17 protein-coding genes and 2 pseudogenes are annotated in these 20,634 nt (G+C 47.6%); 3 read left to right on the top strand and 16 right to left on the bottom strand.

Going from position 1 to position 20,634, the window contains the following annotated elements; genetic code table 11:
- A pseudogene (locus EYB31_RS39515) lies at nucleotides 1–758 on the bottom strand (IS4 family transposase); the annotation flags it as partial.
- 166 nt (nucleotides 759–924) lie between these two features.
- Between EYB31_RS39515 and EYB31_RS39510 the strand changes: the two are divergent.
- Nucleotides 925–2,145, top strand: a complete 1,221-nt coding sequence (locus EYB31_RS39510) for an IS256 family transposase (RefSeq protein WP_131019083.1) — start codon at nucleotides 925–927, stop codon at nucleotides 2,143–2,145.
- A 328-nt stretch (nucleotides 2,146–2,473) separates the two neighbouring features.
- Here EYB31_RS39510 and EYB31_RS39505 read toward each other — a convergent pair whose 3' ends face one another.
- Complete coding sequence (locus EYB31_RS39505) at nucleotides 2,474–3,379, bottom strand: GumC domain-containing protein (RefSeq protein WP_165452849.1); 906 nt, start codon at nucleotides 3,377–3,379, stop codon at nucleotides 2,474–2,476.
- Between the two features lie 1,016 nt (nucleotides 3,380–4,395).
- Between EYB31_RS39505 and EYB31_RS39500 the strand changes: the two genes are divergently transcribed.
- On the top strand, nucleotides 4,396–5,442 hold the full coding sequence (locus EYB31_RS39500; RefSeq protein WP_131019081.1) for an acyltransferase family protein: 1,047 nt from the start codon (nucleotides 4,396–4,398) through the stop codon (nucleotides 5,440–5,442).
- Between the two features lie 486 nt (nucleotides 5,443–5,928).
- Here EYB31_RS39500 and EYB31_RS40730 read toward each other — a convergent pair whose 3' ends face one another.
- The 13 genes from EYB31_RS40730 to EYB31_RS39440 form a co-directional block, all read right to left on the bottom strand.
- Nucleotides 5,929–6,186: a hypothetical protein gene (locus EYB31_RS40730; RefSeq protein WP_206105542.1), complete on the bottom strand. Its 258-nt coding sequence runs from the start codon at nucleotides 6,184–6,186 to the stop codon at nucleotides 5,929–5,931.
- On the bottom strand, nucleotides 6,183–6,515 hold the full coding sequence (locus EYB31_RS40725) for a hypothetical protein (protein ID WP_206105541.1): 333 nt from the start codon (nucleotides 6,513–6,515) through the stop codon (nucleotides 6,183–6,185). The genes EYB31_RS40730 and EYB31_RS40725 overlap by 4 nt, the downstream gene beginning before the upstream one ends.
- A gap of 343 nt (nucleotides 6,516–6,858) precedes the next feature.
- The gene (locus EYB31_RS39490; protein ID WP_338120020.1) at nucleotides 6,859–7,554 is read right to left on the bottom strand and encodes a transposase; all 696 of its coding nucleotides are present in this window, start codon (nucleotides 7,552–7,554) and stop codon (nucleotides 6,859–6,861) included.
- Nucleotides 7,554–8,090 (bottom strand): transposase, encoded by a 537-nt coding sequence (locus EYB31_RS39485; RefSeq protein ID WP_165452848.1) that lies wholly within the window; start codon nucleotides 8,088–8,090, stop codon nucleotides 7,554–7,556. Before EYB31_RS39485 ends, EYB31_RS39490 begins: the two co-directional genes overlap by 1 nt.
- A gap of 293 nt (nucleotides 8,091–8,383) precedes the next feature.
- A complete protein-coding gene (groL, locus tag EYB31_RS39480) occupies nucleotides 8,384–10,012 on the bottom strand; it encodes a chaperonin GroEL (protein ID WP_131019078.1) in 1,629 nt (542 codons plus the stop codon).
- 60 nt (nucleotides 10,013–10,072) lie between these two features.
- On the bottom strand, nucleotides 10,073–10,354 hold the full coding sequence (groES, locus tag EYB31_RS39475; protein ID WP_131019077.1) for a co-chaperone GroES: 282 nt from the start codon (nucleotides 10,352–10,354) through the stop codon (nucleotides 10,073–10,075).
- A gap of 762 nt (nucleotides 10,355–11,116) precedes the next feature.
- Nucleotides 11,117–11,872 (bottom strand): twin-arginine translocase subunit TatC, encoded by a 756-nt coding sequence (gene tatC / locus EYB31_RS39470; RefSeq protein WP_131019076.1) that lies wholly within the window; start codon nucleotides 11,870–11,872, stop codon nucleotides 11,117–11,119.
- A 31-nt stretch (nucleotides 11,873–11,903) separates the two neighbouring features.
- On the bottom strand, nucleotides 11,904–12,188 hold the full coding sequence (gene tatA, locus EYB31_RS39465; RefSeq protein WP_131019075.1) for a twin-arginine translocase TatA/TatE family subunit: 285 nt from the start codon (nucleotides 12,186–12,188) through the stop codon (nucleotides 11,904–11,906).
- A 218-nt stretch (nucleotides 12,189–12,406) separates the two neighbouring features.
- The gene (locus tag EYB31_RS39460; protein ID WP_131019074.1) at nucleotides 12,407–13,444 is read right to left on the bottom strand and encodes a molybdopterin-binding protein; all 1,038 of its coding nucleotides are present in this window, start codon (nucleotides 13,442–13,444) and stop codon (nucleotides 12,407–12,409) included.
- The gene (locus tag EYB31_RS39455; RefSeq protein WP_131019073.1) at nucleotides 13,434–13,934 is read right to left on the bottom strand and encodes a MogA/MoaB family molybdenum cofactor biosynthesis protein; all 501 of its coding nucleotides are present in this window, start codon (nucleotides 13,932–13,934) and stop codon (nucleotides 13,434–13,436) included. The genes EYB31_RS39460 and EYB31_RS39455 overlap by 11 nt, the downstream gene beginning before the upstream one ends.
- A gap of 66 nt (nucleotides 13,935–14,000) precedes the next feature.
- A complete protein-coding gene (gene moaC / locus EYB31_RS39450; protein WP_131019072.1) occupies nucleotides 14,001–14,486 on the bottom strand; it encodes a cyclic pyranopterin monophosphate synthase MoaC in 486 nt (161 codons plus the stop codon).
- Nucleotides 14,483–15,130 (bottom strand): 5-formyltetrahydrofolate cyclo-ligase, encoded by a 648-nt coding sequence (locus tag EYB31_RS39445; protein ID WP_131019071.1) that lies wholly within the window; start codon nucleotides 15,128–15,130, stop codon nucleotides 14,483–14,485. The genes moaC and EYB31_RS39445 overlap by 4 nt, the downstream gene beginning before the upstream one ends.
- 1,406 nt (nucleotides 15,131–16,536) lie before the next feature.
- Nucleotides 16,537–17,391, bottom strand: a complete 855-nt coding sequence (locus EYB31_RS39440; RefSeq protein WP_165452847.1) for an endonuclease/exonuclease/phosphatase family protein — start codon at nucleotides 17,389–17,391, stop codon at nucleotides 16,537–16,539.
- 402 nt (nucleotides 17,392–17,793) lie between these two features.
- On the opposite strand from EYB31_RS39440, the gene EYB31_RS39435 reads away from it, so the two are divergent.
- Complete coding sequence (locus EYB31_RS39435; RefSeq protein WP_131019069.1) at nucleotides 17,794–19,800, top strand: ABC-F family ATP-binding cassette domain-containing protein; 2,007 nt, start codon at nucleotides 17,794–17,796, stop codon at nucleotides 19,798–19,800.
- A 278-nt stretch (nucleotides 19,801–20,078) separates the two neighbouring features.
- Here EYB31_RS39435 and EYB31_RS39430 read toward each other — a convergent pair.
- Nucleotides 20,079–20,634 (bottom strand): annotated as a pseudogene (locus tag EYB31_RS39430) (hypothetical protein); the annotation flags it as partial.

Genomic DNA, 20,634 nt, shown 5'->3' with positions numbered 1-20,634 from the left:
AGCGCTTGTTGTCGTTCTTAACCATGCCGATCACATGCAGCCCGCGACAGAGGACTTCCTGAATGAGTGGCGCATGCGTAAACCAACTGTCCATCAGGGCGTACGACGCCGAGATACCGGTTTTTAATGCACGATCCAGCATGGCTGCGGATCACTTGCGGAGCCGAACAAAATGCTTCTTGCCGACGCTTATAACCATGGCTTCGTTTGTCGATCCCATCTGTTACCCCTGTGATGCCGGATTTTGCTGAACTCAGCAGCGCAAAATCCATGGGCACAAACGAATAGCCGTCCGACCAGCCCATCGTCAGCATGCGGAAATCTTTGTAGAAAGCGCCGGTCGCATGATCTTTAAAGCGTGCCAACATCTCCATCGCCTTGCTCCGGTTGCGCTCAAACATGGAATCGTCGAAGATAAAGGCCGTTTCCCAGTTGGATGAAGTCAGCGGTTCCATTCGGGTGATCGTTTCACCGCTGAGTGCGAACAAAAACCGCCGCCAGGCATAGCCGCTATGATTCAAGAAACGATAGACCGTGTCTTTACCAGGGAACCTTTCGCCCTTCTTACTTTCCAAAAGTCGGAACCAGTTCTTCTGGTGAAACAGCAGGACAAATACAAGACGGAATAGATCGGTGCACGAGAAGCCGAATTTCTTTTTAAAACCCGCGTCACGCAGGTGTTTGAGCACCTGTAGTTCCTGAAAAGCCGGTTTGATTTCATTTGGCAGTTGATTCAGCGACGGTTGCTGGTCTATCATAGAGAGGACACCTCTTCTGTGTGGTAGTGATTGCTCGACACTCTCACTTTACCAGACGAAGCGGTGTTTTTCTATTTGGGTCTGTAAAATAAAATGTGTAACCTCTTAAATCGGAGAAAAATGGGCATACTAACCCCATATAAACAATCCGACCGGAGGTCACCACATGAAAAGTAATTTATGGACCAAGCAAGAGCTGCGTGCGTTTGTAAAAGAGCACAACTTCACTTCACCTGAACAAATCCAAGCCACGCTAAAAGAACTGTTTAAGGATGTTTTGCAGGAAGCACTCGAGGCTGAACTGGACACACAATTGGGCTATGACAGGCATGATGTCAAGAATAAGCAAACGAAGAACAGTCGTAACGGATACACCCGGAAAACGGTGAGCTCGGAGTATGGTGATGTCGAGATCCAGGTACCTCGGGATCGTCTTGGCGAATTTGACCCCGTGGTGGTCAAAAAACATCAGACCAACGTCACCGGCATTGAAGACCAGATCATCGCGTTGTACGCCAAAGGTGTAAGCACCCGGGGTATCCAGGATCACCTGCAGAACTTGTATGGTATTGAGGTTTCTCCCACCCTTATTTCTAACGTAACGAATAAAATTGTTCCCCTCATTAAGGAATGGCAAAACCGTCCTTTGCAAAATGTGTACACCGTCGTGTTTTTGGATGCGATTCACTTCAAAGTAAAGCAAGACGGGCACATCGTGAATAAAGCTGCCTATATGGTCATCGGCATTGACCTGGACGGAAACAAGGACGTACTGGGCATCTGGATCGGCGAAAATGAGTCGGCCAAGTTCTGGCTCACCGTGCTGAACGAGCTGAAAAACCGCGGTGTACAAGATATTCTCATTACCTGCGTAGATAACTTGACGGGTTTTTCTCAAGCAATTTCCGCTTGTTTTCCGCAGACGGAGATCCAAAAATGCATCATCCACCAGATTCGCAATTCGATCCGCTATGTGTCCTACAAGGACGTCAAAAAGGTGACCAGCGACCTGAAACCCATTTACAAAGCAGCCACCGAAGAGGCCGCTCAGCTGGAGATGGAACGTTTCGAAGAAACGTGGGGAGAGAAATATCCGCTCATTGTCAAGTCATGGCGACAAAACTGGGGTGAATTAACAGCCTTCTTCAAGTACCCGCCAGAGCTGCGCAAGCTGATCTACACTACGAATATGATCGAAAGCTACCACCGGCAGCTGCGCAAAGTAACCAAGGGCAAGAGTGTTTTTCCTACGGATGAATCCTTGCTTAAAATGTTGTACCTATCCACGATGGACGTACTCAGAAAGTGGACAGGACGGGTTCAAAACTGGGGTCAAATTCTGCTGCAACTGACGGTGTATTATCCTGAACGCGTCAAGGTACGCTAAAGCAGCTTTATTTGGAGAGGTGGGCATGGTAGGCTGCTTTGCCGGGCGAGGAGGCTTAAGGCCAACTCGCCCACTCGCCAAAAACCATGCCCGCAGAGGCTCCAAGTCAAGCCGCGGCACTAACCTTTACTAGATTTGGTTTAAAAGGTTACACAATTTTCTTGACAGACTCTTCTATTTCGTCAAACCCATCATCCAATTGACCTTAAGCCTAAGCTACACGTACCGTTGACCTTATTTTGGTTCTGCGAAAGTTGAGTTATATAACTTTACTATCATTTATTTTTATTCTTTACTATGTCAACCTATGAAAAAATAAAACTTTTTGTTACTTTTTGATTGAACTTGTTTCCCGCCAATACTCTCTAAAAATAATTACAAATAAACATAAAATTAAAGTAGAAATACCCGAGATCGCTATATTTGTTATTTTTTTAGGGGCTACAGCATTCTCTGGTTGTAATGAAGGAGTTATTACAACTGTTTTAAATGAATTATAGATGTTTGTGCTTGGGCTTTGACTTTTTGTTTGAAGATCACTAATTATATTTTCAGATTCTTTAATTGTACCGATAAGATAACTTTGTTCTGTTTCAAGTTTTGTTAAGTTTATAGTTGACTCAGAAATTTTCGTTTTTAGTGATATATATAAAGCATTGATTTCTTCAGAACTTAGTTCCAATGCCCCTAAATCTTTATTTTTGATACTAGTTAAATCAGATAATACACTTTGTAAATAAGGATCTTGCGCAAGAGATTTCTTTGTAATAAGTTTTTCTGGAGTCGTCAGAAGTAATTCGTTTGATTTTGCTAATTCATCCTTCAGTACTTTAATTCCCGCTTCTACCTCAATTAATCGTTTCTTATTGGTTACAATAATATCTGAACGATCAGATATCTCCAGTACTGCTCCTAGTTGGTAAGCAAATTGATTACTAATTTTTGAAATTGTAGATGGGTCTGTTCCTGTTACTTTAATTCTAATTAAATTTGAATTTTTTATAAGGTCAATACCTGTAGAATTTTTTAAAGAAGTTCTTGTCTGTTTTAAATTTAAATTTGTGATGATTTTATCTAGAACAAAATCACTCTTTACTTGCTCAATAAATGGGTTAAGGTCTTCTTTAATAATCACGTTATTATTATTTAATTTTATTGTATTGACAGTAACCAAAGTTGCTGCTTCAAAAGTTGGATTTATATAGAAATAATTAATACAAGCTGTGATAATCATGATACTCAGAGTTGTCAGTAAAAGAACCTTTTTGGTAGATATAATCAAGTTAATGAAATATCTTAGTCTATAGTTATTAGTCATTAGAAATATCCTTCCTTGTTTTTTTTTTTCATCAAAGAGTATACAACTATTAGATATAACAAATCAACTTATATAATCTTTGACTGAAGCCCAATAAGATCAGTGCGAAGCGCAAATCAAGTATTGCAAAAAATAAGAGCCAGGAATATTTGATTATTTAAAGAATTTTCCCTTCCCTTTGAGATTCTGAATAATCTTATCTAGCAATGTCACTTTTTACTTAAATCAGTTTCCAGATGTAATGCGAGCCAAAAAACAGAAACATCCATTCGCTTCCGTACAGGTAAATTCGTCGGTGTGCGCAAGAGCACTCAAAAAAGTAAATAGCCTTACAGATACGAATTTCCTTATGCCGACAAATAGTTGTAGACACGAATTTCAAAGAAATAATCAATCTCTTTGTCTTATAGATTGCAATCTAAGGTGCGATTTTTTAAATAAATGGGTATAGAATTGATCTGACTTGGCGGCTGCATGAGGCCCTCCTGTATGAGTCTGTCAAACTAAAAGTCAAATGCACAATCTCTTACTTGGTACATCACGCATCATATTTCAAAGCAGAAAGAACAATAAGACCCCTAGAAGAAACCATCCATTCTTTTTCTGGTTCGCAGACCAGCATATATCCAAATTATGGAATTCAAGTGAGATTCACATTATAAGTCTAGGATTTTGCACCTGTACGAAAACGTTGATGAGAACAAAAAACATTAAGATGATAATTGGGCAGTCTGCGCCGCCATCTGGAACATATGAACACGTGGTGACTGCATTATTCATACAGGGATAGGTTTATAATAGCATGACATGGTTAGAATAGCGTATCTTAACGAGACATAAGGTCTTTTATTGTAAATTACCTTCACAATTTCTGTTTTTTTGCTATAATCCTATTTGTTAAAGCAATTAAACGGGAAGTCGGTGTCAAAATTATGTCACGTATTACCTGGATTGATATTCTTAAAGCAATTGGCATTATTCTTGTTGTTATGGGACATACCACGAAAGATGATGTTATGAGAAATGTCATATATGCGTTTCACATGCCGCTATTTTTCTTTATAACTGGCTATTTATTTAACGCTGAAAAATACGCGAAGGATCCGCTTGGACTTTTCTCAAGTCGGATCAATACGATAATACTGCCATTTATTTGCGGCTCCATTTTTGCTTATTGGTACGGAGAACGGTTTGCTCAGGAGCCAATCCAGAGTAAGGTAATGTGGAAAGCCATCCTGCAAGCAAATGGGGAAAACTTCAATACCTTTACCTTACCTATGTGGTTTTTACCATGCATGTTTGTAACGATTATCGTTTTCGGAATGTTACTCATAAGTGTCAGGAGGCTATCTTGGTATTTAAATTCCATGATCTTTATTATTATTTCCTTTACCGGAATCCAAGTTATCAGTCTAGGAAAGGCTTATGGATTGCCATGGGGAATAGATTTGATACCTGTAACAATGTTATTTTGTTATGCTGGACACGTCTTCAGACAGTTTGAAGCGAGTATTACATTTAGAGTAAATATAATATTGTGTATTATCGCTGTAATAGCTTTCGTTTATGGAGTGATCAAAAACGGGCGCGTAGATATGCTTGGAAGAAGCTTTGGTAGCTTCCCCCTTTACGTTTTAACTGCACTTGTTGGTATTTATCTGTGTATCGTAATATCAAAGTTAATAAGTAACTTAAAACTAGCATTTATAACGCAGTTGCTACAATTAATCGGAAAAAAATCTTTGATAATATTGATTTTTCATCCATGGGCGATCTCTATAACAGTTAAATATCTTGGAGATTTCATGTTTTATGTATTAAATAATAAAAACTTTAGCATCACTGAAAATTATTATTGGGTAGTGTGGCTTTTTAATATCGACGGCATACTCTTACCGATTCTATTATCACTATTATTGTTCGATAATAATGTTTTAAAATTAATGTTTAATGGTGATAAGGTAACAAAAAACACTTAAATTTTAAAAATGATGGGGCCATTTCAGAAGTTGAAATTCACCTGTTAAGTAGACTGTACAAAAAAAACTACGACGGAATAACCAACGAACTGCACTTTTCTTCAAGCTCTTTGAGGTAACTTCCTGGATTTCGACGGAAACGTCGACGTAACACGCTTTCGGTTAGACATGCATACCATTACACTCTTTGTTCTTTGTGTCTTTCATAAGGAACTAGGCTGAGCCGAACGGAAAGGTCTTTTTGTTTGAGGGCATCGTCCACGAGGGGACGATATATTCTCCGTTGCGGAGAATATATTCGTTCCACCTTCTTAGGCCTGTCATACGGCGGTGGCGCGTCTTGGTTTGTCTATAAAAACGCTCGTGGTCATTGTTTGTACGAGGGAGAAAAGAGAAATCGTAGCATGAAAAGAGGCCTTTCCAAAAGCCCTTTGTATAAGAATGGATGTTCTTCACCATAGGTAAATCGCTCTCAAGTGTGTAGGTTTACTGCAGCCATTCGAGGATGCCGCGAAGCGATTTCTTAAGTTCGGTTTTTAATTTTCGATCCAGATCCACTACGGGCTTCGCAATATCTTTCAAGTAGTGATATTGACAGTATTGGTAAGGAACATTGGGGAGTAATGATTCAAAGGCCATTCGGATAGACTGCTGTCCATCGCTAACAATCTCAATAATGGGATAGCCGAGTTCGATGATGGGGCGAATGAGCGATTTCAATTCTTCCGCCGCGCCGCTTTTCATATTTTTAGCAGAGAGGACGGTTCCGCTAAACACTTCCCGAATGACGTACAATGCTTTTCATTGCCTTTTTCGGGCTGAATGCCATCCATGGAAAGCATAAGGCCGCCGTTTTGTTGCGATACTTCTTCCAAGACGATCCCAATATGGTCGGTGGTACTTGCTCCAAGCAAAGCTAAGTAACGTTCGTATAACATTTGTGCATTGCGATCTGTCGTTTTTACGCCGCGGCCATTCAAATCGTCTGCAATTTCTTGTCTCGTCATGTGGTGTTTAAAGCGAAGTTCCCCAACAAGACAAAGGACGTCAAAACCGTATGTAGTGAATTTCATACACAATTTTTCTGCCTCAGCTGAACGGTAAAGAGCCCGAGGGTGTGAACACTCTGAGTTCGAACAGCGGTAAGATATGCTCCATGCAAAAATAACGCCTTGTAGTGTGGATATCTTCTTTTTCCAAACTGTATGAGCCCTAACCAATTTTGCTTCACAGTGAGGGCAATTGGTAATCTCAGGTCGAAAATATATCGTTTTCTCTGGGATAATTCGATTTTTGGGACGCATTAAAATCCCCTATTCATCGTCGTAAGTATTGCTTAATTACTTGAGTGTTGCGATTTCATGAGCAAAGATGCTCCAAACGACAGACTTGTCGTGTGTGGTGACCAATTGCGGTTTAAGCAGATAGCCTGAGCAGCTTGAGAATGTCGAAAAGCGGCTTTTTCTCCAGGGCTTGCTGGTAGACATAGACAATGATTTGCCCGAAGTAATCTTCCCGGATGTGCCGAACGACATCGCCAAGCGTCAACTCTGCATTTTCCCGGCTCCATTCTTGGCGCTGAAACTCCAAAAAATTTTGCGTCAGGAACTGGATTGCCCAAAACCGCTGAATGCCGGTAAAGGAATGCAGTTGGTACTGCTCAAAGCACAGCAGTTCTTTGAAGTAACGATATCCCGTCTCGATGTTCCATCTGACATGGTAGTACCACTGAATGGTAACGAGATCCAGCGACACATCCGTGCAGAGGAGACAAACCTGCGGTTTGCTCGCAGCGGTATAGTCGTCCTTCTTCCAGGAAAACAACAGCTTGGCATTTTCAATTTCGCTGACGGGGCCCTCATAATCGTAGACCCGATAATGACCTTGACCTTCCACGGTAACGGAGCGGAGGTCAGCGTGGCGAATATACTGCTCAGCGAAATCGCGAATCGAGATGGGCAGACCCACCGGGCAAATGATACGGTTCGTGCGGACAGCGGCGATGACATGAAACCCTTTGCCGCTGCAAGCATTGATCACCTTTTCACTGGCGTACCAACTGTCGATCAGGACATAGATGCGCTCACCCTCGTCAGACGTAAACGATTCGATCAGCTTACAGCCAGATCATTCTTGCTCTTAAACTCCAGTCCCTGTGCGGCACAGTAGCCCTTCTGCAGATAGGGGCGGAAATCCCAGGCGTAAGCACCACCGCTTGCGACGACATGCGCGGTGACCAGTTTGTGGCACCAGACCGCCTTGCCGTCTTCGTGCGAATACTGAAAGCTGAACTCCTCCATTTTTTGTGTGGTTTTGTCCTTCTTGCAGCAGGTGTCGTCTACAATGAGAAAGATCGGGTTACCGGCGTCGTCCTTTTTCTTGCGGGATTTCGTGATCTGTTCCATCATCGTTGCCATGCGTCTGCGTTGCATCCGATTGACGCACCAAGGCGAGTGGTTCAAGAAATTCGTAACATTGCTCAAATGCCAATTACCGCGGGCAGACCGCCCAATCTGCGTAATATTCTTGCGTCCCGCACACAGAATGATGCCGTGAACGAGCGTAAACAGGTGGTTAAGCTGCGGCTTGGAAAGTTCCAATTTAAGCAACAAAATGAACTCGACGATCGGCAGATAGAGAGATACCATGAGAGTGGCACATCTCCTTATCTTGGAAATTGTGGTCTGGTAAACGACAATTTCTCGATCCGAGGACGATGTCCTTCTTCTGTCTGCCCATTCGACAAAGCTTCCCATTTGCCGGTCTTTAATTGCTTACATCGACAGCGATTTTTTCGCAACATTCAAGTTAATTACTTCGACAAATAGGGGACAAAAACCTTGCTGTATGGTAATTCCGTCGTAGAAAAAAAACTACATCAAGAGCAAAATGCTCCAGTGTAGTTTTTTTCTACAATTATATTAACCCAGCGGATGATGTCTTACATCATGCCGCCCATACCGCCCATGCCGCCCATGTCAGGCATAGCTGGCTTGTTTGGTTCCGGTTTGTCGGCAATGACAGCTTCGGTAGTCAGGAACATTGCGGCTACGGAAGCGGCGTTTTGCAATGCGGAACGAGTTACTTTAGCAGGGTCAACGATACCTGCTTCGAACATGTTCACCCATTCGCCGGTTGCAGCGTTGTAGCCTACGCCTACAGCTTCTTTTTTCAGACGCTCAACGACAACGGAGCCTTCTTGGCCGGCGTTGGTAGCAATGATGCGTACAGGCTCTTCCAGAGCGCGCAGGATGATGTTTACGCCTGTTTGCTCGTCGCCTTCAGCCTTGACTGCAGCAACTGCACCATACACGTTTACAAGGGCTGTACCGCCGCCAGAAACGATGCCTTCTTCAACAGCAGCGCGAGTGGAGTTCAAAGCGTCTTCGATGCGCAGTTTGCGCTCTTTCAGCTCGGTTTCAGTAGCAGCGCCTACTTTGATAACGGCTACGCCGCCAGCAAGCTTAGCAAGACGCTCTTGCAATTTTTCGCGATCGAAATCGGAAGTGGTTTCTTCCAATTGGGAACGGATTTGGGAGATGCGAGCGCCGATGTCTTTTTTGTCGCCAGCGCCGTCTACTACGATTGTGTTTTCTTTGGATACGCGGATTTGACGGGCAGTACCCAATTGGTCAGGAGTTGTGGATTTGAGCTCAAGGCCGAGTTCTTCAGTGATCACTTGGCCGCCAGTCAAGGCAGCGATGTCGCCCAGCATAGCTTTGCGGCGGTCGCCGAAGCCAGGAGCTTTAACAGCTACGCAAGTGAAGGTGCCGCGCAGTTTATTGACAACCAGCGTGGAAAGAGCTTCGCCTTCGATGTCTTCAGCGATGATCAAGAGCTGCTTGCCGGATTGAACCACTTTCTCAAGCACAGGCAAGATTTCTTGGATGCTGGAGATTTTTTTATCGGTGATGAGGATGTACGGGTTGTCCAGAACAGCCTCCATTTTGTCGGTGTCAGTAACCATGTAAGCGGAGATGTAGCCACGGTCGAATTGCATACCTTCTACAACTTCCAGCTCGGTTACGAAGCCTTTGGATTCTTCAACGGTAACAACGCCGTCGTTGCCCACTTTTTCCATAGCTTCAGCGATCAATTGGCCAAGCTCTTCGTCAGCAGCGGAAATCGCAGCAACTTGTGCGATGTTTTGCTTGCCTTCAACCGGTTTGGAGATTTTTTGCAGTTCTTCTACAGCCGCTCTAACCGCTTTATCGATACCTTTGCGGACAACCATCGGGTTAGCACCTGCAGTTACGTTTTTCAAGCCTTCGCGAATCATCGCTTGAGCGAGTACAGTTGCTGTTGTTGTACCGTCACCGGCCACGTCGTTTGTTTTGGTAGCAACTTCTTTAACAAGCTGAGCGCCCATGTTTTCAAAAGCGTCTTCAAGCTCGATTTCTTTAGCGATCGTTACGCCGTCATTGGTGATGAGCGGGCTGCCGAATTTTTTCTCAAGTACAACGTTGCGGCCTTTCGGTCCGAGCGTCACTTTCACTGCATTAGCCAAAGCGTCCACACCGCGAAGCATCGAACGGCGGGCTTCTTCACTGAAACGAATATCTTTTGCCATGGTTGGAAAAACCTCCCTGAATATGTTCTTGTAAAAAAAGTTAAGTATATGAGCCTGATCTTAGGCTAAAATCGCAAGGATGTCGCTTTCACGCATAATCAACAGCTCGCGGCCTTCGAATTTCACTTCGGTGCCTGCGTATTTGGAGAAAATGATGCGGTCGCCTTCTTTTACTTCGAGCGGAGTACGCTCTCCGTCCTTCAGCGTGCCGCTGCCTACAGCTACGACTTTGCCTTCTTGCGGCTTTTCTTTAGCATTATCCGGCAGTACGATACCGCTTGCTGTGGTTTCCTCTTTCGCAATGGCTTCGATGACTACGCGATCACCTAACGGTCTGATCATGTGAAAATAGCCTCCTTTGAGTGAGTATTGGATTGTTTATTAGGTTTATTATTAGCACTCAGATGTGTTTAGTGCTAACAACACTTATTATGATAATAAGTTTCGCTCTATTTTGCAAGTGATTTTGCAACATTTTCGAACTTTTTTCCTCATATCGAGAGGTTCATAATCAAGTGTATTTCATATGCGGCTTTAATCGGCATACAGCTTGGTGCTTGTACGAGGGACTCATTATTGTTTCCAGCGGAGTTCCGGAATTAAAGCGACTGCCGCGCGTAGCTCGCGAACCGCCGCTCAGCTTGTCCCTCCGTGCCCTTTTACATTGTATCCATATACTGGTTAAATATTCGAAACAGCAGGCCGATCGCAAAACGTCAAGTAACTTCTGGTTGCGACCGCTCAACTGGCGGCGAGAATGGGGGATGAGCCGATGCGTTGATACCTAAAAAAATGAGCCTTTCTCTTATTTAAGAAAAGCTCGCTTTTATCAAAATATATGTATTCGCCGGGCGAATTGAATTGGATCTCAGATATCTGCTATCTGATCTGCAGAGGAGCCCCGCCGCATCTCTCGATGCCACTGCTCTTCATTACATGGATCTTCACATACAGATAGGATCTTCATATAAACTTTTTTCGCCCTGATTTCAGGCACATCGACATCCCTTTAACATCTTTACCAACTGGCTTCTTACCGGCCTAGTCCACAAATCCCCAATGCGCGTAAAAACGTCGTGTGGCGGCCGTCAGCGACCCACAGGATCAGCTCTTGTCGTCCTCCCACTCCTTATCGCGAATCAACTGTCTGCGGTAAATAAATCCGGATAAGAAGGTACTGAACTCGTACAATACGATCATCGGCAAAAATACGAGGATCATTGAGGTAGCATCAGGCGGCGTAATTACCGCGGCCACAATGACCAGCAGCAAGTAGGCGTAGCGGCGCAATTTGCGCATCAACATAGGGTTCAAAATCCGCAGCTTCGTCAAAAACATCGCGACGATCGGCAGCTCAAACAGCAGCGATAACGGAATGATAATGTTAAACATAAAGGAAAAATATTGCGAAATCCCGTAGGTTTCGGTCAATTGCAAGTTTTTGCTGATGGAGGAGGTAAAGATAAACGCCATCCGGAACACTACGAAGTATCCAAAGGCCAACCCGATTAAAAACAGCAGAAACGCAAACGGCACGAACATCAGCGACGCCTTCTGTTCTTCGACGCGAAGCCCCGGTTTTAAAAACGCCCATAGATGGTACATCGCAACCGGTAACGTGACGATGAGACCAACCAGCAGCCCGAAATTCATATACATACGCAGCGAATCTCCGGGCGAAAATACGTTCCAATTGATCGTATTGGCCGGAGGAACGGTTTTAAAATAAATAATAAGCGGCTGAGCAAAAATGAGTCCGATCACCATGCCGACAATCAGCACCGCAATCACCCATATGACCCGCTTGCGAAGCTCCGTTAAATGCTCGACAAGCGACATCCCTTCGTCTTGCTGTTCCATGCAGATTCACCTGCCTTTATAAAAAAAGTTGTCAATCCGGCAATCTGCGGTTGTCGGACGGAATCGGCTTCGATTCGCCGCTCTGCCGTTCCGCGGACATCTGCGGCTGAGACGGAGGTTGCGCTTGCGTCTGCGGCTGAGGCGCATCCTTGGGCTGCACTGGCTCAGTCGACATCAGTTCGTTAGCGGTATTTTTAAATTCGCGAATCGTCCTGCCCAGCATACGTCCCAGCTCTGGCAGCTTGCTTGGCCCGAATAACACCAACGCCAGCAAAGCGATCAGCAGCAATTCGCCCACACCCAAATTTCCAAACAATGGTATCAGCTCCCGGAAGTATACATAACCCCAATATGCAGTTTAAAATCTCTTGAATGTACGGGATCTTACAGCCTTAAAAAGCGGCAGCACCCGCTTGTGTCAACGGTGCAACATCGGCAGGCCGGCAAATCTGCCGGGTCTGCCCCACGCAGCACATCGGCATCGACAGCGGAAGTATGACCGGATTCAGCAGCCAGGGTAGGCTGAACAAGACGTCAGCATCCCAGCAAGCCGCCGTAACCTAAGGCGACAATGTCGCCTTTGACGATTGGCTCTCCGGCGCATATCCGCGGCAGCAGCTCGTCAAAGGACGTGTACGGATCATGCATGACGCAGCCCGGAAGACCCATAATCGGCGTATCCCCGATATAGCCCATCAACAGCATAGAACCGGGGAGCATCGGCGTCCCGTAGCTCACAATCCGGGCTCCGGCGCGGCTAATCGCTCCAGGAGTACGGTCGTCCGGATCAACGGACATGCCGCCGGTCACTAAAATAAGATCCGCCCCAATGTCCAGGAAATAACGGATCTCCGATATAATCACTTCGCTGTCGTCCGGCGCCAGCCGCTGCTCGATCACCTCGGAGCCTAAAGCCGCGACTTTCTCCTTCACGATAGGGCCAAATTTATCCGTAATACGGCCCTTAAACACCTCGCTGCCGGTTGTAATCAAACCGACCTTCAGCGGACGAAACGGCTTCACTTCGATCAATCCGCTCGTCTGCAAGGCTCCGTTCAGCGACATTTCTTGTTTATGATGAGCGGCAAGCTGTTCTACCCGCTCGACCTTGATTTCCTCGACGATCAGCGGAATTACCCGGGTACCTGCAAGCGATTGACCCGCCTTCACCACCGTGTTATTTTTCACCGTCGATAAAATAACCTGGTCCGTTTCGTTCACATCGTCAACGAATGGCTTGTATACTTTGGCCAAACCGGCAATCGCGGCTTTCAGCGTCACTTTGCCTTCGTGTGGTTCGGAATTGTATACCACGTTCTCCCCGGCCACCGCACGCGCCATCCGGAGCGCCGCTTCGTCCTCGTGGAGGACGCCCTCCTTCAGCTCGATCGTGTAGATATGCTCTTTTCCGATACTAAGCAAGGCGGGAATGTCGTCTTCACGAATGATGTGGCCTTTTTTAAAAAGCCTGCCTTTGAATTGACCTGGGATAATTTGCGTCAGATCGTGCGCCAGCACCATGCCGATGGCGTCTTCAACCTTGACTTCGCGCAGCATGGATTCATTTTTCATCTGCATGTTCCCCTGCCCTGCCCGTCAAAATGTTTAAAGCATGCGGCAACTGATGGATGATGGCGGTTAAATTTTCCGACACGCCGCGTGGGCTGCCCGGCAGATTGATGATCAGCGTGCGGCCGCGGATGCCCGAGATGGCTCGCGACAGCATCGCCTTCGGATTTTTCGCCATCGACTGATAACGCATCGCTTCGGCAAATCCCGGAGCTTGCCGGTCGATGACCTTCAACGTTGCCTCAGGTGTCACGTCTCGTGGAGCCAGCCCCGTGCCTCCCGTCGTTAAAATCAGATCGGCTTGAAAATAATCGGTCATCTCGATCAAAGCCGCCATAATTTCATCCATTTCATCGGGCACAATCCGGTATTCTACGATTTCCCCCTGAATTTCCTCTTCGATCAATTCCCGAATTACCTGTGCACTAGTGTCCTCGCGTTCTCCCCGGGAGCCTTTGTCGCTTGCGGTCAAGATAGCTACTTTCCAGCGCATAAGCTTCACCTCTCCATGGTCACTTTACCGGTTTATTGTAAAATAATTGCTTTTTAAGCTGATTCATTATGTATGACGGTAGAAGTCTCCGCTTTTGCCCCCGGTTTTGGCCAGCAGCTCGGTCGGACCAATCGTCATATCCTTCTGTACCGCTTTACACATATCATACACGGTCAGAGCCGCGGCCGATACGGCTGTGAGCGCCTCCATCTCGACACCGGTCGGACCTTTTGTTTTGACTGTAGCTTCGATGATCAGCTCATCCTGCTCATTATCCGAAAAACGGATATCGACACCGGAAAGCGCTAGCGGATGGCACATCGGAATCCAATCCGAGGTTTTCTTGGCGGCCATAATACCCGCAACTTGAGCGACGGCAAGCACATCGCCTTTGGCAATGCGTCCGGACTTGATCAGCGTCAGCGTATCCTGCCGCATGTGAACCGTTGTCTTCGCCGTAGCTATCCGAACCGTCTGTTCCTTATCGGAAATATCGACCATCCTCGCCCGGCCTTGTTCGTTAAAATGAGTCAACCCGTCGTGTTCGGTCACCGTTTTTCACTTCCATGATTGGTATAAGAAGAAGCGACTACCGAACGCGATTCCGTTACGATATGATGCACGCGAAAATCGAACATGCCCAGCGGCACCTCGGCAATGAGCTGCAGTTCGAACGCTGCCGCAAGCAGGTAGGGCTTGGGCCGGTTCGCTTTGGCGTACCGCTGCATAAAACGGTCGTAAAAGCCGCCCCCATACCCCAGACGTCCGAATTTCAGGTCAAACGCCAGTCCCGGAATGAGCACCAAATCCACCTCGCCAATATCCGTAAGCAAGGGGAGCGACTCCAACGGCTCACGGATTCCCCAAGCGCCAGTAGCTATATCTTCATAGGAAGTCACCTCATGCAAACGCATGATGCGGTCCTCTTGAATCGATTTGGGAATCACGACACGGAATCCCTTTTCCCAGCACGCTTCCATAATGGGCGTGACATCGGCTTCCGTCTTATAGGGCATATACGTAAACAACGTAGGCCGGTATTGTTCGGTTTGAACGGCTTCAAGCCGGGGGATGATTTCGCGAAGAAGCGTTTTATTCAGTTCGGCAGTTTTCTTCTTGCGCTCCGGTTCGGTAAGTTGGGCCCGTTTCTGGGCCATCTGCTTACGGAGCTCGATTTTACGTTCTTTTATGTTCACGGGGCGTAGTCCTCGCTTCAAAATATCCGGTCATTCATGCCGCATTTATGCAAATGGGTGAACTTATTTTCATTCTAACATATTTGCTGAAAATAAGAAAAACTTACATCGATGAAGTTTCGACGAGGGGCGGACTGTCGATAAGATACACATGCGCGTGAGAGGGGGACGAATATGGAATGTTGTCAGGATAAGAAATCAATGAACCAAAGTATCGTCACAGGAATGATCAAGCTTCTTTTATGCGCGGCGACCCGTTCTGGACATAGGACCATCCGGATAGATCAAGGACTGAGTGAGACTGTCGATTCATTGTGCATCATCCAACCATTGTGCAACTCCAAACGTTGGAGAAGCCCCCTTTCTAACGGACATCAGCGCAGCTATATAAACCAAATCTGTGGTTTGCTCAATAGGACGGACACCAGCGCTCTTATTTGATCTACCATCGCGGTTTCCCCGACTTTTTTGATCAAATAAGGTCGCGCCTGTCCGTTAAAAATGATAACCTCGATTTTTGGGCCACATAACGGCGCGCCTGTCCGTTAGCGTTGGAGCATGACGTTCGCATGCATAAGGCAACCATAGTGACAAGGATATCCGTTACAGAAAGCTGGCCAAAAATCAATGTTAATCAGCTTGAATCGAAATAGCGTCATTTACTGCGTTCAAGCATGTCATGGTTTCGGTTTACTCCATAATCGCGATATGATTGCGCTAATGCAACCAATACGCGATCTGAATACCAGTCATTTATTGCTAACCTGACAACATTGGACGAATATGGGGTTCCGACCGCCAATTAAAAAAGTGACCCTGGAACGACATCAAAAGGGGCGGTCACTTTTTTATAAGCATCGCTAACGCTTCTCCACCCCATAATCGTCCCTTGGTTCAGCTACCCGCCAGTCCGTATATTATTCTGCCAACTACAGGCTGATATTCAAAGTTCCCTATAATTCGCAAAGCAGTTTCTCTCGTTATCCGTTACGCAATTAGACAGAAAATACTAATCTGAAGACAACCCGAATGCATCATCACAATCAAAAATCTCTCTTCGTTCATCGCAGTGTATGACGTGTTTGGCTCAAACGAAATTCAGCGGTCATAATTCTTACAGCCGCAAGATCACTAATGAACGGGATGTGCTCGGAAGCATCGCCTGCCTGTATTCGCGCATCGCCACAATCAAAAAAACCACTCTTCGTTCACCGCAGTGTATGGGCGTGTTTGACTCAAACGAAAAGCAGCGGTCATAATTCTTACAGCCGCAAGATCACTAATGAACGGGATGTGCTCGGTAGCAGCGCCTGCCTGTATTCGCGCATCGCCACAATCAAAAACCACTCCCCGTTCATCGCAGTGTATGGCGTGTATGCCCCAAACGAAAAGCAGCGGCCATACTTCTACAGCCGCAGATCGCTGATAACAGGGATGTGGTCGGAGGCGTCGCTTGCTTGTGTCCATGCATCGCCAGATAACGGCAGGTTGGTCAAGATGTGATCGATCTCTCCTCCGTGCTGCACGGTGCCCATCGGATCTATTAACGGAATGGGAGCGACAGCGGACAACAAGGCGGCCATGCCGGGGCCGGCTGCACCGGCGTTAAAATCGCCCATCACGATTTTCGGACCGGGCAGCGCTGCGACGATATCCGTGACCAGCGGCAGCTGCCGCTTGCGGTCTTCAGCGGATACTCCCAAATGAGTCGCTGCAATCGTGACGGGGCCGTGGGCCGTGTCCAACTGCACTGTGATGACGGAGCGGGGCTCCTTCTCACCCGGCAGCGCATAAATATGCGGCGCGGTCAGCGGATAACGGCTGAGCAGCGCGTTGCCGTATTGGGCAAAGCCCTTTTGGATGCTAGGCGAATATTCGTAGTACATATGCAGGGAGGCTGCGATTTTTTTCACCTGATCCTCCATGCCGCTGCGCCACCAATAGCGGTCGACTTCCTGCAAGGCAACAACGTCGGGGTTTGCTTTTTGCAGTTCGCCGATGGTTCGCTCCAGATCGACACGGTTGTCCAATCCTTCGCCGTGACGGATGTTGTAGGTCATGACCCGCAGCGTGCCGGACGGCTTAGCCGGAATCGGTTTTGGCGCATGGCTTGCAGAGACACCACCGAACAATGATAGATAAAGAGGGAATATCAGCGAAAGGATCACAGCACCGAGCAGCAATAAAATGAAAGGAGTCCGGCCGGGAACGCGGGAATAATTCGTATTCGAATGAAGCGGCAGCATCGTTTTCGCCTCCATCTCAGGGTGCCTCATATTGTTTTTTCGTTTTTAAGTGAAGGCCTGTTTGCCTGCTGTTTCTTTACTCAAAGATTACGATACCCACGTCCTGCCCGTATAGTAGGAATGATTGGGAGTGTTCTACATGTTTTGTACCTTTATTTCCGGCCGCGTATCATATACGATAAAGAAAAGAAACTCCGGCTCAAAAGACGAGGCCATGAAAAAGCAGCGGAATGAGCGAAATCATTTTTTACGAAGCGCCAGCGTTTGCCCTGGTCCACGAATTTCTCCCGTCACATGCGAGTACAATTGAAGAAATTTAAGGACAATCAGCGAACATAGAATGATTCGTACATCCAGCATTCACTTTTTCAGCGGTTCCCTTAAAGACAACGGGGTCACATAATAGGAGGAAGCATCATGCTGCTGCAAGTTAACGGCATAAGTAAAAGCTACGGGGTATCCGCCGTGCTTTCCAATATATCGCTGCAAATCGAAGCCCGCGAACGCATCGGACTGGTCGGCGTCAACGGCGCCGGCAAATCGACGCTGCTGCAGATTATCGCAGGGGAAATATCGTACGATTCGGGAAATATTTTTAAAGCCAAAGAAACGAAAATCGGGTACTTGAAGCAAAATAGCGGGCTGCAATCGGAAGAAACGATTTTTAACGAAATGTTGAAGGTGTTCGCCCATCTGCTCGACGCCGAGCAGGAGCTGAGGAAACTGGAAGCCGACATGGCCGACCCCGACCTTCAGCAAAACGAAAAAAAATATGAAGCGACGCTGCAGCGTTATGCTGTGCTTTCCGATCAATTCCGCGAAAAAGGCGGTTACGAAATAGAAGCGAAAATTCGCGGCGTGCTGCATGGCATGGGGTTTGGCGGCATGTCCCCCGAAACGCGCGTCCACACGTTAAGCGGCGGGCAGAAAACGAGACTGGCGCTGGCCAAGATGCTGCTCGAAGAACCGGATTTGCTGATGCTAGACGAACCAACCAACCATCTCGACATCGCTACGCTCACTTGGCTTGAAGGTTATTTACGCGGTTATCCCGGTTCGATTCTTGTCGTTTCCCATGACCGTTATTTTCTTGACAGTCTTGTTGAAGCGATCTATGAGATCGAACGCCACGTGTCCCGCAGGTATACGGGCAATTACACGAGATATGTGGAAACCAAGGAGGCGGAATATGAAATCCAGCTGAAGCAGTATGAAAAGCAGCAGGAAGAGATCGCTAAGATGGAAGATTTCGTGCAGCGCAACATCGTCCGCGCTTCAACCACCAAACGGGCGCAAAGCCGGCGTAAGGCGCTGGACAAAATGGACCGGCTGGACAAGCCGCTGGGGGACCTGAAACGGGCTTATTTCGCTTTTGAGGTGGAGCAGGCCACCGGCAAGGAAGTGCTGCAGGTCAGCGATTTGGCGATTGGCTTCAAGCCGGGCGAGCCGCTGCTGCGGAATATCTCCTTTCAGCTGCGCCGCGGCGACACGGCAGCTCTGATCGGTCCGAACGGGATCGGCAAATCGACGCTGCTCAAAACCTTGATCGGCCAGCATACGTCCGAGAAAGGCATGTTCCAATGGGGAACAAATGTAAAAATCGGATTTTACGACCAGGAACAGGCGGGGCTGAATCCGTCCAATACGATTTTGGCCGAGGTATGGAACGCGTTCCCTCATATCGAGGAGGCGCGCATTCGCACGGTGCTGGGCAATTTCCTGTTCAGCGGCGAAGACGTTTTGAAAAAAATAAGCTCGCTAAGCGGCGGCGAGAAAGCCCGTGTCTCGCTGGCGAAGCTGATGCTGGAGAAAGCGAACGTGCTGATTTTGGACGAGCCCACCAACCATCTTGATTTGTACAGCAAAGAGGTGCTTGAATCGGCGCTGATCGACTACGAAGGAACGCTGCTGTTCATCTCGCATGACCGCTATTTCCTGAATAAAATGGCGGAGCAAATGCTCGAATTAAGTTCGGATAACTTGGCCGCCTATCTTGGCAACTATGACGATTTTGTCGAGAAAAAGCAGGAGCTGGCCGAGATGGAGCGGCAAAGGCTGGAGCAGCAAGCGCTGAAAAAAAGTGGAACTGCCGGTGGCGGTTCCGGAGCTGCGGCAAACAAATCGGGCGGCGGGGGCAGCGATTCCTCAGCGGGAAGAGCCGCTGAGACGGCAAACGGAAAACCTAGCGATTACGCCGATGGCAAGCTGCAAAAACGCGAGGAACGCAGCCGTCAACGCAAGGTAGAGCAGCTTGAAGCGGACATCGCCCGGCTGGAAGATGAAGTTGCCGCAATCGAAGCGGAGCTGGCTAACCCCGATGTATACAACAACTATGTGCTCGTTCAGGAAAAAAATGCGCAACTCGACGGTAAAAAAGCCGAGCTGACGGAATGTTATGAGCAGTGGGAGCAGCTGCTCGGGTAATGGTATGAAATTAGCAAGACATAAGTAAAGAGGACGGTTCCGCTTCGATAAGCTTCCTTATGATAGACAGGTGAAAGCACAGATCCTGCTAAAGTAAGGGAAGCATATCGCTTTTGGGACCGCCCTCTTTTTTGTTCTTTCGCATTTTTCCCCGGTTATTTATGCCAGGAATGGCAGAGTGAATTGGAGAAAGGGAATGGTCTTGCCAACAGGCAAGATCATTCCCTTTCTGAATGAAATAGGCTCCCAAATCATGCTTTAACCTAGAAGGCTCTTCTTTATCCTCTTTGCTCGTTCAACCGAAGCAGCAGCATCGGTACGGCCACATAAACAATCATGGTAGCCGCAGCTACAATGCCCGAATCGTTAAAAACCAGCGCGGCTACGGTGCCGATTGCCCCCGCCGTAAAACCCTGCATTAAATACGGATACCGGCGCTGCCATTCTTTAAAAATGCCGCGCGGCTTCAGCAGCATAACCGCCATCACAAATAAGGCGGTCAGCAGCACCTTGCTCCACGCCGATACGGCGATCAGGTGCGCATTCATTTCCAGCTTGCGGCGGATGATCGCGCCGATGACGTCCACCCGGCCGGCCGCGAGCTGCCCGAAGGCGCGGCCGATATGGGTTTGCTGCGCCGGCGGAAGCGTTATGGCTGCGTTCAGCAGCCATAACGCGGCCACGGCCGCGGCGACAAGCGCCGCCAGCGCGAGCGCAAGCCGGCCCCAGCGCAGCGGCTGGGGCGCGGCGCCGGCGCGCAGTCGCCAGGCGAGCACGCCGAAGGCGACGCTCGCCGCGATGGCGCCGCCGGCGTTCGTGCCGAGCGCCGGAGCG

The sequence above is a fragment of the Paenibacillus thalictri genome (assembly GCF_004307995.1).
Classification (GTDB): Bacteria; Bacillota; Bacilli; order Paenibacillales; family NBRC-103111; genus Paenibacillus_AF; species Paenibacillus_AF thalictri.
Note: the sequence above shows the minus strand (reverse complement) of the source record. Positions and strands in the feature narration are given on the sequence as shown.

Excerpts from the sequence above, each read along its gene's own strand:
- EYB31_RS39510 (WP_131019083.1), top strand. The coding sequence starts at position 925 with ATGAAAAGTAATTTATGGACCAAGCAAGAGCTGCGTGCGTTTGTAAAA.
- EYB31_RS39505 (WP_165452849.1), bottom strand. The coding sequence starts at position 3,379 with ATGATTATCACAGCTTGTATTAATTATTTCTATATAAATCCAACTTTT.
- EYB31_RS39500 (WP_131019081.1), top strand. The coding sequence starts at position 4,396 with ATGTCACGTATTACCTGGATTGATATTCTTAAAGCAATTGGCATTATT.
- EYB31_RS40730 (WP_206105542.1), bottom strand. The coding sequence starts at position 6,186 with ATGAAAAGCGGCGCGGCGGAAGAATTGAAATCGCTCATTCGCCCCATC.
- EYB31_RS40725 (WP_206105541.1), bottom strand. The coding sequence starts at position 6,515 with ATGAAATTCACTACATACGGTTTTGACGTCCTTTGTCTTGTTGGGGAA.
- EYB31_RS39485 (WP_165452848.1), bottom strand. The coding sequence starts at position 8,090 with ATGGTATCTCTCTATCTGCCGATCGTCGAGTTCATTTTGTTGCTTAAA.
- groL (WP_131019078.1), bottom strand. The coding sequence starts at position 10,012 with ATGGCAAAAGATATTCGTTTCAGTGAAGAAGCCCGCCGTTCGATGCTT.
- groES (WP_131019077.1), bottom strand. The coding sequence starts at position 10,354 with ATGATCAGACCGTTAGGTGATCGCGTAGTCATCGAAGCCATTGCGAAA.
- tatC (WP_131019076.1), bottom strand. The coding sequence starts at position 11,872 with ATGGAACAGCAAGACGAAGGGATGTCGCTTGTCGAGCATTTAACGGAG.
- EYB31_RS39460 (WP_131019074.1), bottom strand. The coding sequence starts at position 13,444 with ATGAAAAATGAATCCATGCTGCGCGAAGTCAAGGTTGAAGACGCCATC.
- EYB31_RS39455 (WP_131019073.1), bottom strand. The coding sequence starts at position 13,934 with ATGCGCTGGAAAGTAGCTATCTTGACCGCAAGCGACAAAGGCTCCCGG.
- EYB31_RS39440 (WP_165452847.1), bottom strand. The coding sequence starts at position 17,391 with ATGGAGGCGAAAACGATGCTGCCGCTTCATTCGAATACGAATTATTCC.
- EYB31_RS39435 (WP_131019069.1), top strand. The coding sequence starts at position 17,794 with ATGCTGCTGCAAGTTAACGGCATAAGTAAAAGCTACGGGGTATCCGCC.